At 36.0% G+C, this 15,921-nt stretch carries 14 protein-coding genes; 6 read left to right on the top strand and 8 right to left on the bottom strand.

All coding sequences use genetic code 11. From position 1 onward, the window contains the following. Positions 1–77 precede the first annotated feature (77 nt). Complete coding sequence (locus K8F54_RS12440; RefSeq protein WP_290791441.1) at positions 78–977, top strand: glycosyltransferase; 900 nt, start codon at positions 78–80, stop codon at positions 975–977. Beyond that, positions 970–1,917 carry a glycosyltransferase family A protein gene (locus tag K8F54_RS12435; RefSeq protein WP_290791439.1) on the top strand — a complete coding sequence of 316 codons (948 nt, stop codon included), beginning with the start codon at positions 970–972 and terminating at the stop codon, positions 1,915–1,917. Before K8F54_RS12440 ends, K8F54_RS12435 begins: the two co-directional genes overlap by 8 nt. Here K8F54_RS12435 and K8F54_RS12430 read toward each other — a convergent pair. Both K8F54_RS12430 and K8F54_RS12425 read right to left on the bottom strand, forming a co-directional pair. Then, the gene (locus K8F54_RS12430; protein WP_290791470.1) at positions 1,888–2,319 is read right to left on the bottom strand and encodes an FdtA/QdtA family cupin domain-containing protein; all 432 of its coding nucleotides are present in this window, start codon (positions 2,317–2,319) and stop codon (positions 1,888–1,890) included. The two genes, K8F54_RS12435 and K8F54_RS12430, sit on opposite strands and share 30 nt — an antisense overlap. Next, positions 2,306–3,424 carry a glycosyltransferase gene (locus K8F54_RS12425; RefSeq protein ID WP_290791436.1) on the bottom strand — a complete coding sequence of 373 codons (1,119 nt, stop codon included), beginning with the start codon at positions 3,422–3,424 and terminating at the stop codon, positions 2,306–2,308. The genes K8F54_RS12430 and K8F54_RS12425 overlap by 14 nt, the downstream gene beginning before the upstream one ends. A gap of 50 nt (positions 3,425–3,474) precedes the next feature. Between K8F54_RS12425 and K8F54_RS12420 the strand changes: the two genes are divergently transcribed. Beyond that, positions 3,475–4,611, top strand: coding sequence for a glycosyltransferase (locus K8F54_RS12420; protein WP_290791434.1), 1,137 nt, complete (start codon positions 3,475–3,477; stop codon positions 4,609–4,611). Here the strand turns inward: K8F54_RS12420 and K8F54_RS12415 are convergent. Genes K8F54_RS12415 through K8F54_RS12405 form a run of 3 tightly spaced genes read right to left on the bottom strand, consistent with a single transcriptional unit; the run spans position 4,592 to position 7,998 of the window. Next, positions 4,592–5,899 (bottom strand): O-antigen translocase, encoded by a 1,308-nt coding sequence (locus tag K8F54_RS12415; protein WP_290791432.1) that lies wholly within the window; start codon positions 5,897–5,899, stop codon positions 4,592–4,594. The two genes, K8F54_RS12420 and K8F54_RS12415, sit on opposite strands and share 20 nt — an antisense overlap. Continuing rightward, complete coding sequence (locus tag K8F54_RS12410; RefSeq protein ID WP_290791430.1) at positions 5,900–7,000, bottom strand: DegT/DnrJ/EryC1/StrS family aminotransferase; 1,101 nt, start codon at positions 6,998–7,000, stop codon at positions 5,900–5,902. Continuing rightward, entirely contained in the window at positions 6,997–7,998 is a 1,002-nt protein-coding gene (locus K8F54_RS12405) for a GNAT family N-acetyltransferase (protein ID WP_290791428.1), read from the bottom strand. The genes K8F54_RS12410 and K8F54_RS12405 overlap by 4 nt, the downstream gene beginning before the upstream one ends. 84 nt (positions 7,999–8,082) lie before the next feature. Here K8F54_RS12405 and K8F54_RS12400 point away from each other — a divergent pair, with 84 nt between their 5' ends. Both K8F54_RS12400 and K8F54_RS12395 read left to right on the top strand, forming a co-directional pair. Further along, the gene (locus K8F54_RS12400) at positions 8,083–9,378 is read left to right on the top strand and encodes a hypothetical protein (RefSeq protein ID WP_290791426.1); all 1,296 of its coding nucleotides are present in this window, start codon (positions 8,083–8,085) and stop codon (positions 9,376–9,378) included. Then, a complete protein-coding gene (locus K8F54_RS12395; protein ID WP_290791425.1) occupies positions 9,368–10,513 on the top strand; it encodes a glycosyltransferase family 2 protein in 1,146 nt (381 codons plus the stop codon). The genes K8F54_RS12400 and K8F54_RS12395 overlap by 11 nt, the downstream gene beginning before the upstream one ends. 3 nt (positions 10,514–10,516) lie before the next feature. On the opposite strand, the gene K8F54_RS12390 is transcribed toward K8F54_RS12395, so the two are convergent. The 3 genes from K8F54_RS12390 to K8F54_RS12380 form a co-directional block, all read right to left on the bottom strand. After that, a complete protein-coding gene (locus tag K8F54_RS12390; RefSeq protein WP_290791423.1) occupies positions 10,517–11,581 on the bottom strand; it encodes a sulfatase-like hydrolase/transferase in 1,065 nt (354 codons plus the stop codon). A gap of 418 nt (positions 11,582–11,999) precedes the next feature. Then, complete coding sequence (locus K8F54_RS12385) at positions 12,000–13,115, bottom strand: sulfatase-like hydrolase/transferase (protein ID WP_290791422.1); 1,116 nt, start codon at positions 13,113–13,115, stop codon at positions 12,000–12,002. A gap of 377 nt (positions 13,116–13,492) precedes the next feature. Next, complete coding sequence (locus K8F54_RS12380) at positions 13,493–14,347, bottom strand: hypothetical protein (RefSeq protein WP_290791420.1); 855 nt, start codon at positions 14,345–14,347, stop codon at positions 13,493–13,495. Positions 14,348–15,187: 840 nt separating this feature from the next. Between K8F54_RS12380 and K8F54_RS12375 the strand changes: the two genes are divergently transcribed. After that, positions 15,188–15,919, top strand: coding sequence for a glycosyltransferase family 2 protein (locus K8F54_RS12375; RefSeq protein ID WP_290791418.1), 732 nt, complete (start codon positions 15,188–15,190; stop codon positions 15,917–15,919). The last annotated feature ends 2 nt before the right edge of the window (positions 15,920–15,921 follow it).

Below are 15,921 nucleotides of genomic sequence, written 5' to 3'. Positions count from 1 at the left end.
TATAATATTTAGATTTTAATAATAAAAAGTGAACTCTGCCAGTTATAACCCAATGTACTTTCGTTATTTTTGTAACAATGAGTGAGGCTATTTCTATTTTGATTCCTACCTTCAACTATAATGTATTCACATTAGTGACGGAAGTGCATCGACAGGCCGCCAACCTAGAGATTGCTTATGAAATTATCGTTCTGGATGATGCATCGGATTCCTGTATTTTGGAAAATGAAAAAATAGCGCAATTTGGCAATACGCAATTTATACGTTCAGAAATTAACTTGGGCAGGACTGCTACCCGTCATCAACTCGCTGAAAATGCAAGCTATGAAAACCTATTATTTCTTGATGCCGATGTATTCCCAAAATACGACGATTTTCTAAAACGGTTTGTCGATATATTACCTGCTGCTGGATTACTATTTGGAGGTATAATATATGCTGATGATGTTCCTGAAGCTGATAAATTACTACGCTGGAAATATGGGCATTCGCGAGAAAGTTTAACGGTGACAGAAAGAGAGAAAAATATATATGAAACCGTAAATTCGGGTTGTCTTTTAATTAAAAAAGAAATTTTCATTGCACTCAATGAACAGCTACAACAGCAATCCTACGGCATGGATCTACTTTTTAAACAATTGCTGAAGAAGCATAAGATAGCTATTACACACATAGATAATCCGGTGTATCATCTAGGCTTGGAATCGAACAAACAATTTGTGCAAAAGGCTCTGGAAGCAGTAGAAACTACCGTTCGTTTAGAAAATAGTAAGCTTCTGCAACCTGGGATTCGGCCCATTCAGAAATCGTATCTTCGGTTAAAAAAGTGGCGGCTTCTGTCATTATTCGGATTAATGATTGCCCCTTTTAAAAAAATGATGGAACGGAATTTCAACTCAACCCATCCAAATTTGTTTTGGTTCGATCTGTACCGACTCCATTATTATATACAACTAAAAAATAAGCATCGTGTCTAAGTTTTCGGTGATCATACCGCTCTATAATAAGGAAAGAGATATTCTAAACACCTTGAACAGTGTGTTTTTACAGACTTTTTCCGACTTTGAGATTGTGTTGGTTAATGATGGTTCTACGGATGGCAGTGAGGCTGTTGTTAAAAAATTAGAAGACCCCCGCATTTCCTATTTCAGTAAAAAAAATGAGGGCGTTGCAAAAACCCGAAACTTTGGGGTGGCAAAAGCCAATTCGCCATTTGTCGCATTTCTAGATGCCGATGATTACTGGTATCCGCACCATCTCGAAAATTTAAATTCCCTAACCGAAAAATTCCCCGATCAACAATGGTATGCAACGGCCTATGAACGTAAATCGAATGAAAGGCTCATTGCTCCAATGATTTCGCCCATTATGCAAAAACCAAAGGGCTGGAAAGGGGTTGTAGATGAATACTTTCAAAATAGTCTGATTAATTCGTTGGCATGGACCTCTGCAGTTTGTTTTAAAACTACATTTTTTAAGGAATTAAACGGGTTCGATGCTGCTATTACACATGGCGCCGGCGAAGACACCGATCTGTGGATTCGGGCTGCACTAAAGGCACCTTTGGTCTTTTCAACAACTGTCTCGGCAAGGCATAATTTGGACGGAAGCAATCGTATCTCACATACGCCAACGCTAACAAGGAACTATATGGATATTTCGAAATATGAAGCGATAGCCAAAGACAATATATATTTAAAAAAATATTTAGACCTCAATAGCTATTCATTCGCCATTCAACATAAATTAGCGAACGACAAGATTGCTTTTCAAAAATATTCAGAAAAAATTGATCGGGACAATCTCTCGGGAAGACAACGTTACTTACTTAGACAACCAAGAAATTTCTTACGACTCTTAATTAAAAGTAAGGGTTTTGCTGAAAAATTAGGGATTAGATTGACCTCGTTTAAATGAGAGAAACGCATCGTATTCGCGTATATAATCCTCCTCCTTATAGACATCACTTACCAAAGAAAGACATACCGCGCCCGCCGAAAAACTTTCCAACTCACGCCATATCCCGTTCGGAATTATTAACCCCTTATTAGGTCTGTTGAGGGTAATTATTCTTTTATCCACTCCGTTGTCTAATACCACATCGAAACTACCGCTCAAAGCAACTAAAAATTGCTGAAGCTCTAGATGTGCATGTCCGCCCCTTGAAGAATCACTGGGTACATCGTATAAGTAATACACTCTTTTTATGGGAAAAGGAAGTAATTCTTTTTCAATGACCGAAAGATTCCCTCTTCCATCGGGATCACTAATCTTTGGGATATCTATTAGCTCTATGTCTTCTAAATTAGGATAACGCATCATGTAATAATTGGTTCCATTGTTGAGAAATTATCACTGTCGAAAAATCCCCCACCGAAGCTTTTGCATTGTGCTTGCACTTTTTATAAAGCACTTCATCAAAACTCATGGTCGAGATAGCTTCGGCAAATAAAGGTATACTTCTTTTTGGAATTAACAAGCCATTTTTTTGGTGAACAATTACTTCAGACGGCCCCGATTCTATGTCCAAAGACACAACGGGAGTTCCTAGCGATAGTGATTCGACCAACACCATGGGGAAGCCTTCAAAATAACTAGTAAGTGTTACAAATCTGGCGTTTGCTATAATTGAGAATGGAGCATTGGTAAACGGTAAAAACAGAATGTGATCGGCACCTGCCAGCTGAGTACTTAGTTTTATAAGAGCTTCCTTATGGGGGCCATCGCCCAAAATAACCAAATAAATTCCTTGCTCCCATACCTTTGAAACCGAAAAGGAATGCAATAAAAAGCTAAAATCCTTTACGCTGTCATCCAGGCGCCCATAGCTTAAAATATAATCCTTATTTATAAGTGTTTCAGGTACCTTCTCCTCATTCTTACCCCAATTAGGATCATACGCGTTGTAAACAGTGGTGCAGTTATTAATTCCTAGCCTAACTTCTACATTATTTTTAATGAACTTCGAAACGCAAATTGTACGGGTATTTTGACGATATATTTTTGCCATCTTTTTAGGAAACTGTGTAAAATACAAGGCGGAATTTGCACTGTGTACCACATACATTCGTTTAATTCCTTTATAAATATATTTTGCATAAAAAAGTTCTCGACGGTATTCATTTTTACCGCGATGGTCAATGATTAAATCGAATTGATGTAGACGTAAATAACGCCTCAGTTTTTTAATGCGGAGGAAACGCCTTAATGCCGTATCCTTCTTATCCTTTAAAAGCCCTAAATTGAATATGGTTCCTGAATAAGGAAAATCAATTTCATCATTTAACAGTGCAATATGTACATCGTGACCTTCATTCGACAACATCTGGGAAAGTAGTGCACACGATCGTTCTGCCCCACCTCTGGCCAGTGAAATAGAAACCAGACAGACTTTAAATCTTTTATCGGGTGCATGCTGCGTCATCAATAAATAGTATTTTTGAGCTGAAGATTAGTGCCAAATATAGTATAATTATGAAGATACTCTTAGTGGGAGAATACAGTAGACTGCACAATTCTTTAAAGGAAGGTCTGCAAATTATTGGCCATAGTGTTACCCTGATCTCTACCGGGGACTATTTTAAAGACTATCCTGCAGATATTAAGCTTAAAAGAAAATTCTACACCGGAATTGGCAGAAAAATTCTGGTTGGTATGTATAGGCTTTTTGGTGTGCATATTGCTTCTATTTCTATCCTGAGACAGTTCTTTAGTTATAGCGAACAACTCAAAGGCTACGACATCGTCCAGCTCATCAATGAAAGTCCATTTGGAATAGAACCGAAGGATGAAAAAAAAGTAATTTCATTTTTAAAAAAATACAATCAAAAGCTGTTTTTGCTTTCTTGTGGAGCTGATTTTAAAAGTGTTTCCTATGCCCTAAGTGATGCACTCCCTTACTCACTTTTAAAAGCATATAAAGACGGGCTTGTCCCGGCATCCCATTTCGATTTTGCATTGAAATATGTAAGTCAGCCATTTAAAGAATTACACGAATTTTTATACACACAAATAGACGGAGTTATCGCATCCGATGTGGATTATCATCTTCCGCTTAAAGGACATCCAAAATATCTCGGATTGATTCCAAACCCCGTTGTCCTTGACTCCTTAGAGTACAAAGAAGTTCCCATAAATGGTGAAATAGAGGTTTTTTTAGGGATTAACAGGAGTAATTATCACACCAAGGGTATCGCCTATTTTGAAAAAGCCTTGGCTATAATTCAGCAAAAATATCCCGAAAGAATTAATCTTACTGTCGCTGAAAACATTCCCTATGCAGAGTATATAGAGTCCTATAACAAGGCGCATATTGTATTGGATCAAGTACTGAGTTATGATCAAGGTTACAACGCCTTGGAAGCGATGGCCAAGGGCAAAGTAGTTTTTACAGGAGCCGAAAGGGTTTTTATGGATTTTTATAAATTGCAGGATCCAGTTGCCATCAACGCACTTCCGGATGCAGCATTGATCGCGCACGAACTCGAGAAGTTACTGTTACAGCCGAATCGTATCACTCAAATTGGAAGAAAAGCGAGGGCATTCGTAGAAAAACACCACGATGCTAGAACGATTGCAAATTCCTTTATTACTACGTGGCAGAAGGCGTAGCTTCCGGCTTATCTTTTTTATTATTGAAGTATCTCCAAAGCAAGAAAATCACTACCATAAAGTAGATGATGTAACGTACAAAATGCGCTAGTACTACTCCCTCCAAACCATAGATATCGGTAAAATAATAGGCCAATCCATAAAACAAACCAAGTGACAGGATTTCTGAAAAGATAAAGTTTCGCACCATTTTCTTCGCCAAAAATTGATATGCCAAAACCAGCGAGGCTAGCCGAACAAAATCACCCATCAACTGCCATTTAAACAGTGGCGCCATTTCATCAAAACCCGGATAAATTATATCGATAATAAGATAGCGTAAAAAGAATACAGCGATCATTCCTATAGCAAATAAGGGTAAGATCGTTTTATAAATTGAGAAAACTTCCTTCTGAAAAGCTTCTCTGGTATAAATTGTAGCGAACTTCGGAATTACATATAGGGTGAAAATAGCACCAGAAAATACCATGTAATTTTGAGAAAGTGTCGTCATGGCTGTCCAGATACCCGAGTCGGCTTCGGTAATACGATCGGTAATCATATTTCGGATGTCTATTTCAACATACCCTAATAAAATAGTAGATACAAAAGACATCAATGAAAAAGCAAGTAGCTCCTTCGACATAGGTATTCGAAAAGAAATCTTTGAGAATTGAACATATTCACGAAGTACTTTGATAAAGATAAATAACAGTACTAAAAACTGAATCACAGGCGTAACAGCAATGGCGATTAAAGCCCCATCAATATTGTGCTTGTATAACAAAACCACCATCACAACGGCACTCACCAGATAGGCGCCTAATTCGATCTTGGCAAATTTCTTATATTGGGACAGCCCGTTTACTACGCCGTTAAATATCCTTTGAAAACCAATAATAGGTGCCACAAAAGCCATCAGCTTTATAATATAGCCAAACTCGATGGTGTTGAATAGATACTCACTAATGGTATTGGACCAAAAGAAGAGTACGACCCATGAAGAAACAGAGCCTATTGCTACAAAGACAAAGGATGTGGAAAATAATTTTTGAAGTTGTTCCCGATCTTCCTTAAATTCGGAAACATATTTTACCACACCATTGAATACCCCCAGCGATGTAATAGAGGTAAGCATCTGCAATAGGCTACGTATTTGCCCTGTGCGAGCATATCCTACCTCTCCTAACAATTCGGCCATCAATCTTTGAATGAATAGTCCAATTACCAGCCGAATACTAATCACAACAGCATTCAAAGAGGTCATCTTTAGCAGGACATTCGACCGTATAAATTCAGGTAGCTTCAATTAATATGCGTTTAAGACCGAAATGACAGTCGTTACCTCATCTTCAGTCATCACCGGACTCATAGGTATACTCACCACTTCTTGGTGAATCTGTTCTGAAACCGGAAAAGTGACTCCCGAAAATTCAACAAGTGCCTCCTGTTGATGTGGCGCGATGGGGTAATGAATCAAACAGCCTATTTTGTTTTCCTTTAAATATTTCAAAAATTTCAATCGGTCCTTCACTCGGACCACAAACAAATGAAAAACAGGGTCTTCTAAAACTCGCCATCTTGGCAATACGATCTTATTATTTTTTATTTCTGAAATATAACGCCTCGCTATTTCCCTACGAATCGCGTTGTCTGAATCTAATGTGGGGAGTTTACAGATCAAAAATATGGCTTGTATTTCATCAAGTCGGGAATTAAAGCCAACCAACTCATTTACATATTTTGAAGTAGTTCCATAATTTCGAAGCTTTCTAATTGCCGTTGCCAATGCATCATCATTGGTCGTGACAGCTCCACCATCTCCCAGAGCACCTAAATTTTTTGTAGGATAAAAGCTAAAGCCTGCTGCATCCGCCAAATTTCCGGCTTTTGTTCCATTTTCGTCTTTGGCGCCATGCGCTTGCGCCGCATCTTCAATAACCAAAAGATCAAACTTAGAAGCAATTGTATGTATTGCATTCATCGGAGCTAGTTGCCCATAAAGGTGAACCGGCATGACGGCCTTGGTTTGGCTCGTGACGGCCTTCTCCAGTTTTTCAATATCGAAGTTAAAGGTTTCGGCCTCTGCTTCCACCAGTACCGGGACCAATCCAGCCTGTTTGATGGCGAGTATGGTTGCAATAAACGTGTTCGAGGCTACTAACACTTCATCACCTTCAGCCAACTTCCCTAGTACCTTATATCCTTCCAGTATCAATCGCAGGGCATCCAAACCATTTCCCACACCAATGCAGTGTTTTACTTCACAATAATTTGCAAAAGCAGATTCAAACGCACTTACTTGATTCCCCAAAATATAATAGCCCGAATCTAAAAATTCTTGAAAACGTGCTTTAAAGGAGGCTTCAAAACGCTGATTAATTTTATGTAAATCAAGAAAAGGGATCATATAAATACATTTTCAAGGTTGGAATACTTCGATGTTTCGATGGAATAAAATTGATGGACCGTACTCCGTGCTCCAAAACATTCCTTCCAGTACAACAAACCTTCATTCACATTTTTCCCTTGGTTGGTATTTGAGATACCAAAATCGAAATAACGCTTATGTCTATACCTCTGGGTAATTAGTTCATGAAACAAAAAGTCTAAACTTCCCAATTGTTGTTTTTGGGCATTCGCCGAAATATACTGTACATGCGCTACTTGCTCGGTTTCAAAAATCGTAGCTCCGGCAACGATTTTGTCTCCTTTGAAGACATTAAATTGTACGATGTTCTCCGGAAAATAATTGGTAAGCTGAGTAATTTCATCCAATGAATGTACAGGCAAGGCGCCGTGTCGTTCCTGTAAATTCGGAATTAAAATCTCGTTCCAAAAAACTTCAAAATTTGTTCCTTCTTCAATGGTCAATCTATTTTTTTGAGCTTTTTTTACTCCTTCCAGCCTATTGGATTGAATTTTTATTGGGCTATTCAAGTCGATTGTACTCGAAATATCGGTCCGCACACACTTGGCTTCTGTTAAAAAGAGAAGGTATTCCAGTTCCTCTGCAGGTAGTGAGTGATATATTTTCGGCAACAACTTCAACTGCAATATTGAAATGCCTTCAGCAGCCAAAAAAGTGAGTACTGCCTTAAAATAATCTAGTGACTCTTTGAACTTGGCTTTTTTGGTTAATACCAGACCTCCATAAGAAAGTCCTTGATGTGAATAACATATATCACCACTGCAATTGGCAGGAAGTAAGGCCACGAGCTTGTTGTTTTTTAAAACCAATAAGGAAAGATCCTCAAAACGATCGCTGTGATATTCCATAAATCTGCGTTGAAACAAGAAGGTGGCATTCTTAGCCTGATTTATAAAGTTATCCCAAGCTGATCTATCTTGTGGAGTATATTTTCGAACCTGAATTTCAGGTGTGCTTTTGGCGGTTGTGTTTTTCAAAAAACAGTTGTTGGTTCCCAAGTGTAAAACTAAAATTATTTTTACATTTATCTGGAATACTATAACGTTTAAAAATATTCTAAATTGAGTAAACTTTTTTCATTACCAAGAAAAATACCACTTGAAAACAAGTTTCTCTTAGTTGCATTTACACTTTCGTTCCTATTTTTTATCTTTCAGGAGCCAGTTTATTCTCCCGATACGTATAGCTATCTACGTGCTGATATCACCAGATTTCCCGGGTATATTATCTATTTAAGATCACTCAAGTTTGTCTTTGGGGATCTCTTCGATATTATGGCGATAGCCGGTCATTTGGTCTTTGGTTTCAGTGCAATTTATGTAATTTTTAAAAATTGCAGCACCTTATTTTCACTTTCGGCAGGTTTTAAGATTCTTTTAATAGTAGTATTGCTCTTCCCCTATTTCTACCCAATAGAAATTGCGGTGAACCTTACTTCCGAAGGTATTGCATATCCTTTGTACTTATTTGCAATTTCGTTTGGGATCGATTTTCTATTCAGAAATCAACAAATAAAAATTGTGCACCTATCTTTCACATTTCTATTATTGGCACTTACACGAGGGCAATTTATAATTTTTGCACCCATCATAGCATTTTTATATTTTTTGAAGATGAAAAAGGAGCTTCTGAAGAAAGGACGCTTTATGTATTTGATACTATTACTGATGCTGCCCATTATCGCTGGCACACTGGATAAAACTTATCGGTTTATTTTCTACGGCTTTTTTGAATCAACACCATACAGTTATGTGAATGCGATTACTTTACCCCTATTTGTTTCAGGAGCCAATGATTTTCACTTTCTAACAGATAAAGATCACAAGGAAATCTATAAATCTTCCTATCGTCGACTGGATAGTATGAATTTACTTAGTTCAAAGATTGAGGGTAGCTACAAAGATAAATACAAGGTATTCCATGATAATTTTCCGAAAATTTGTAACCAGAACATACACCAATATGGTATGGCATATTATAGAGACCAGGGAGTTAGCCCACCCAACGAAACCTTTAAAATAGAAGCGGCCTGTAAGGAGATGTTTCCTACGCTCATTTCTAAGAATTTTTACGAATGGCTTTCTCTCTATATAACCGGAGTTATTCATGGCTTTAAATCGGTTTTTATCTTGTGCTTTGTTATGGTAGTGGCACTACTTAGTTTCCGGAAAACCTTGCGGGAGTTCAGCATTCGGAATGGCTTTGTACTACTTGCCACATTACTCATTCTGTCTAATGCAATGGTGGTTGCGATTGCTTCACATTCCATTATGCGGTATTTATTTTACAATTATTTCTTCGGGCTCTTAATATTAATTATACTTTTGAAAAAATTTATTCCGAAAAATGAAACCTGAATTATCCGTCGTAATGCCCTGTCTCAACGAAGCCGAAACCCTCGCGGTATGCATAGAAAAAGCACAGGCTTTCTTTAAAAGGGAAGGGGTACACGGAGAAGTAGTAATAGCCGACAACGGTAGCACAGACGGGTCTCAAAAAATTGCAGAAAACCTCGACGCCAGAGTTGTACATGTGGTTGATAAAGGATACGGGAATGCCCTTATTGGTGGCATAACAGCAGCCAAAGGGACCTACATTATGATGGGCGATGCAGACGATAGTTACGATTTCAGCAATATGATGCCGTATCTTTTAAAATTACGGGAAGGCTTTGATCTTGTTATGGGGAATCGGTTTAAAGGTGGCATTAAAAAAGGTGCTATGCCTTTTTTACATAAATACTTAGGCAACCCCGTTTTGTCCTTTATTGGTAGACTGTTCTTTAAAGTAAAAATTGGTGATTTCCATTGCGGTCTTAGAGGGTTTAGTAAGGAAGCTTTTTTTAAGATGGATCTGAAAACAACGGGAATGGAATTTGCCAGTGAAATGATCGTAAAGGCAAGCTTGAACAACCTTAAGATTACAGAAGTGCCTACCATTCTTTCCCCAGACGGAAGAACACGACCGCCTCATTTGAATACGTGGCGTGACGGATGGAGACATTTACGATTTTTACTATTGTACAGCCCCAAATGGTTGTTTTTTATTCCTGGATTAATTCTAATGCTCTTTGGTTTAATTACTTCAATCATATTGATTGCACAACCTGTGACTATCAATACAATCACTTTTGATGTCCATACCCTATTATTTACAACAGCCTGTCTACTTATTGGATTTCAATTTATACTCTTTTACGGATTGACAAAGGTATTTACCGTGGAAAACGGATTGCTTCCAAAGTCGAGAAATTACGACAAGCAATTTAAATTACTGAATTTGGAAAAAGGTTTAATCGTTGGCGCATTGTTTGTAATTATTGGAATTGTGCTTAGTGTAGTTGCTTATAGTTATTGGCAAGAACTTAACTTTGGGGATATCAATAATTCGAACACACTACGCGTTGTGATTCCTGCGATTACAAGCATGTTATTAGGGGTTCAAATTATTTTGTTTAGCATTTTCTTTAGCATACTTGGGTTGAAAAAATAATAGCTAGTCGGTCGCATTTATACCTTCAAACACTATATGCCCATCGTGATCAATATATTTATAAATCCCTTCGGGTGCACCTTCTCTAATTATGGTATAACTGCTATCTTCTTGTAGGTATTCCAAATACGCTTCATTATTCGATAAATATGAAAAAAGAATTCGAAAGAGATTCACCGAAGATGCGAAGTGAGCATCGTACGTAGGTGCTTCATTATTTGGCCATCTTATAGATAGTTGACTACTAAAAATAGAGTAAATAAAATCTCGGTTTTGAGATTTGGCAATCGTTTGATCTGTATAGTCCATTCCAACATATCCCCCGTGATCTGCCGTAATAATGAGCAAAGCATCAGGATCCTTTTTTAGTATTTCTGAAACTAATTCCTTTAAAATTACATTGGCTTCTTCTAAACTTTCAAGCCAAGCAAGTCGTTCCTTTTCTTTGTATAAGGTATGTCGTTTTCTACTGTGAATATGCCATGGTTTTAAGATTTGAACAAAGAAGAACTTAGGCGAATTTATTTCTTGAGAAACTAGATTCAATACAGGTTCAACAATATCCCTTCTTTTGCCTATTCCGTTATTCAAATAGGCAATTTCACTATATGCAATATTGCTTACGTCGTATCCCATCTTGGGTCGATTTAGCAACATATAAGGGGTTTCTGAAACAAAATAGGTTTTATATCCATTATTATTGAACACATCCAATACTGTGTTTTTTGATATAATTGTATTTCGGGAATTATAGATTTCTCCTGTAATTAGTGAATTGTTAAAAAAATGATGCTTCATCATAAAGGTAGAGGCATTCGACTCAAGCGTGGTTGGGTAATTGCTTCGGAAGTTTGCATAATTTTTAAAACCGTTCTGTTCAAGATACGACTTAAATGGTGAGTTATCGTACTGATAAAAACCCTTGTCCATTTCAGAAAAATTCACATAGCCATCGGCCTGGATGTAATATACATTAGGGGTTTTTTTAAATTGTACTTCAGCGATTGCGTCGGGCTGTATTTTCCAATCATTCGAAATAGTACTATAACTGTAGAGTTTAAATAGCAAAGATACTAAGCCAACCAAAGCGATTAAAAACTGTAAAACAAGTATTTTTTTGAGATGATGGTATAAAAAATAAGCGACGATGACTGCTATTAATAAAATTCCGACAATAATTTTTCTTTGAACACCTGCATACAGACAAATTTTTAGAAAAAATAAGAAGAAAGTGATGTTCAAAAAAGGCAGCACGTACTTTTTATATTTAACTAATTTTTTATTATTAAATAGGTTAACGGCCACTGTAAATACAGCAATAGGGAGTAAAATAAAAACAAATAAAAAGTAAAGATGGTGTTCCCAAGAATTAACTAAGGTATAATTCTTATAGTTATAAAATAATGCAGGGTATAGTCCAGAAGCAATCCCTGCTATGACTGGTAGTTTTAAACTGTATTTTGCAAATATTTTCAAGAGATAAGGATTATAATTGAAGCTTTTTAAAAACAAGGTTGCCGCTATCGTCAATATATGAATAGATTCCTTCTTCGGTCCCTTTTCGCAAAAGAATATAACTACTATCGTCTTCCATATGTAATAAATACGCTTCGTTATTGGACAAATAAGAAAATAAAATTCTAAATATATTCACCGAGGAGTCTAATTCGTTTTCAAAACTTGGTGCAATTCCATCCGGCCAATGGATTGATAAATTACTGCTAAAAATGGTAGTAATTAAATTGGGATCTGATGTCTTTGTCCGACTTTCATCGCTATAATTATAGCCAACATATCCTCCATGGTCTGCCATTATTACAATGAGTCCCTGTGGGTCTTTTGCCAAGATTTCATCGATAATCTGGCGTAGGATTTTATTGGCTTCGAACAAACGTTCTGTCCACAATTCGCGTTCTCGATCCACTCCTTTTGAACCTCCCTCCTTGCCGCTAATATGCCACGGCTTGATAAATTGAATAAAGAAAAATCGAGGTTCGCTGTCTTGTTTATTAAAAACTTCTTTAAACGAGGACACCACATCCTTTCTGTTTTTTCTAATCCCATTATCGATATAGGACAAATCCCAAAATTTAAAATTTGTTTCGTCGAAGAGCGTTTTTGGTCTATTTGCCAATAGGTATGGAGAATCCGATACAAAGTAGTTTTTGTACCCATTGTTCTTAAAAATTCGAAGCACCGGATTATCGTACATTATTATATCCCGTGCATTCTGAACCTCGTCACTTTTTAAATCATTATTAAAATAGTGATGCTTCATCGAAAAAAAAGAGGCGTTCGATGCTAAGGTTGATGTATAATTACTCCTGAATTCTGGATAATTGGAAAATCCTCTTTTCTGTAGAAAATTTTCAAAACTGCTGATATCAATATCATAGGTTGGTTTTTTTAATTCAGAAAAATTTGAATAGCCGTCAGGTTCAATAAAATATACATTTGGTTTTTTCTGAAATAGCACCTCTTCTATTGTATCATTCTGAGTTGTCCATGAATTAGAATATGAACTTCTTATCAAAATGGTTTCGACCAAAAGAGGCATTGTAATTATCGCCAAAAATAACTGAAGCAGTACTATCTTAGCCAAATGTTGGTATAGAAAATAGCCTATTAAAATAGCAACTATTATTGCCCCAAATATTAATTTCTTATGATGTTGAACAAAGATTATTTGTTGAAGAAAAAAAAGAAAATAAAAAACGCAAACAAATGATATGGTCCTTTGTTTCTTCACCTCGGTTTTAAACTTAATATATTTTTCAAGAATAAAAAATGTCCCAGTTGGCAACAAAATAAATGCGAGTACGAAGAAAAGGTAATGATCCCAAGAAGTAAGAATATCCGGTCTTCTCGAAAAAAAATAAAGCATCGGATATAATCCTGCAGCTATACCAAAAAACCAACATCGACGATTAGTTTTCTGCAAAAGACGTTTCATATAAGGATATTTTAATTTTTATTATGCTACCTAACAGGAGTCTGTATGACTCGAATGATATTAGTAAATGTATAATCGTTTGTTAAAACTTCGAAGGTTATCCCTGATAGCTTTTCTAAATCGTCAAGGGTGTTTTTTCTAAAAGTAGTAAGAATATAAACAGGCCTTTGCGCTATTAGCTGGGATGTAATATTGCCAATAGAATCAACGGTTGTGAAAGGAATTTGATATTTATTTAGATACATATCGGTGGATGGCTGATCTAACTGATTTAATTTAAAAACAGGATCGCCCCTATAGACAGATTTCAAGTATTTCATCGTACTGTCTTGCGCATAGAAATTTCCTAAATAATAATTCCTGTAAAGTCCTTGATCCACTTTGCCTTTTTCTACTAAATTTTCTGCAATGATAAAATGATTCCTTTCCGATTCGTTTACAAAAATAAAAACACAGTATACAGTAATGACAATTTGAATTATTCGAGTGTATTTAAAATGTACTTGTGCGTCAATAAACTTGGCAATTAGGATAGTTGTCAAAATTCCAAAAACAGGCGCGAGTGTTATAAACACTCTTGAAAAAGGTGCCTTTTGATGCAAAAAAGAAAGTATGAAAGGGATAAAAAATAAAGTAATTAACGAAACAAAATATAGCTTCTCTTTTGTATCTGTAGTTTTATACAAAACAAAAAGCCCTAGTGCCATGAAAGGCAATAACAAATATCTTTTCGTTAAAAATGCTGGGATCACTTCAAAGAGAATTTTAAATGAATAAAAGGCCCCTTGAGCCTCTCTATTCGAAAATTTATTAAAAATAACATCGTCAATTATTGGCAAGTACAATGCCATTGATAGCAAGCTACCTGCGGCAATGAACATTAAAATGTTTCTGAATTTTTTTGCGAGAACTCCCTGTTTCCTTTTATAATAATAGACCCAAAAAATAAATATCACTATCCAAAAAGTCGCTAAAAAATAAACATTGGAAGGAATGGTATATAAAAGTAAAAAACTTGAAATTAGCACTACAATTCCCGACAATCGCTTCTTGTTCTCAATATAATTCCATGAAAAATAGATTAGCATAACCAAAAACAAAGAGCTCATGTTGTATCCTCGCAATTGTAATGAAAAATTAAGTAATGGAATTGTAGTAAACAAAACCACAAAAATCAATATACTGCTGTTACAATTAAAATACCGCTTTACAATTCGCATAGAAAAATAAGCAGTAAGTAGTGTTATTAGCAACTGGAACAACCTAAAAATATACACATGGTCTGCGATCACAAAAATGTCCCGCATACCAATCACTCTTGAAATTAATTGACTCGTTAAATTAAAAAAAATATGGTTGTTAGGTGCTGGATAATAAAACAAGGTTGTTTTAAAATCAGTCAAGGTAAAGTGTTCTAAAGAATACACTTCATCGTACCACAAATCGAAGTTAATATAATGACAACTCCATATTGCCAATGGCAAAAAACCTAGTAAGGCAATCACGAAATTTAACAATTTTTCCTTCATTGTACGTCCTTCAAAAATAGCCTTTTTTAACAAATTGTAATTCTTATAAAACTAGAAAGATTAGGCAATTTTCATTTTTGGACGAATACAAATGTTCAGAATAATAGAAGCGACAACAATATTTTCGGCTATTAATAAATTGACAAGAGTCCTTTTAATAGATATACTTATATTTACGGCCAATTATTTTGTATGAAACAGACTCTTTCTATAGTAATTCCGGCGTATAATGAGGAAAATACGATCATCGAAATATTGACAACACTTGATCAGGTTATTTTACCAAATGACATGGCTAAAGAAATCGTTGTTGTAAATGATTGTTCTAGAGACAATACCCTAAGTTTAATTGAGGGATTTATTGAAAAACATAAAGACATAGATATTAAACTATTTTCACTTACTAAAAATCAAGGTAAGGGAGCCGCATTGCATAAGGGATTTGCGATGGCGACCGGGGATTTTATTATTGTTCAAGATGCAGATCTTGAATACGACCCTAATGAATATAGATTATTATTAAGACCAATGCTCGACGGAAAAGCAGATGTAGTTTACGGCTCCCGATTTATGGGAGGAAACCCTCATCGCGTCTTATTTTTTTGGCATACTATAGGGAATAAATTTCTAACATTTCTAAGCAATCTATTCACCAATCTCAATCTTACCGATATGGAAACCTGTTATAAACTATTCAGGGCGGAGATTTTAAAAGGGATTAATTTAAAAGAAAAACAATTTGGTTTTGAGCCCGAGGTGACTGCCAAAATCTCAAGAATACCTAACATTAGAATTTATGAAGTGGGAATCTCTTATTATGGCCGCACCTATGCTGAAGGAAAAAAAATAAACTGGAAAGACGGCGTTTGGGCACTCTGGTGTATCCTTAAATATAATCTTCTTAATTATTTTTCCAAAAAATAAAA

Origin of the sequence: Altibacter sp. (genome assembly GCF_019913785.1) — a bacterium.
Classification (GTDB): Bacteria; Bacteroidota; Bacteroidia; order Flavobacteriales; family Flavobacteriaceae; genus Altibacter.
Note: the sequence above shows the minus strand (reverse complement) of the source record. Positions and strands in the feature narration are given on the sequence as shown.

Excerpts from the sequence above, each read along its gene's own strand:
- K8F54_RS12410 (WP_290791430.1), bottom strand. The coding sequence starts at position 7,000 with ATGATCCCTTTTCTTGATTTACATAAAATTAATCAGCGTTTTGAAGCC.
- K8F54_RS12375 (WP_290791418.1), top strand. The coding sequence starts at position 15,188 with ATGAAACAGACTCTTTCTATAGTAATTCCGGCGTATAATGAGGAAAAT.
- K8F54_RS12420 (WP_290791434.1), top strand. The coding sequence starts at position 3,475 with ATGAAGATACTCTTAGTGGGAGAATACAGTAGACTGCACAATTCTTTA.
- K8F54_RS12380 (WP_290791420.1), bottom strand. The coding sequence starts at position 14,347 with ATGTTCATTGCCGCAGGTAGCTTGCTATCAATGGCATTGTACTTGCCA.
- K8F54_RS12425 (WP_290791436.1), bottom strand. The coding sequence starts at position 3,424 with ATGACGCAGCATGCACCCGATAAAAGATTTAAAGTCTGTCTGGTTTCT.
- K8F54_RS12430 (WP_290791470.1), bottom strand. The coding sequence starts at position 2,319 with ATGCGTTATCCTAATTTAGAAGACATAGAGCTAATAGATATCCCAAAG.
- K8F54_RS12440 (WP_290791441.1), top strand. The coding sequence starts at position 78 with ATGAGTGAGGCTATTTCTATTTTGATTCCTACCTTCAACTATAATGTA.
- K8F54_RS12395 (WP_290791425.1), top strand. The coding sequence starts at position 9,368 with ATGAAACCTGAATTATCCGTCGTAATGCCCTGTCTCAACGAAGCCGAA.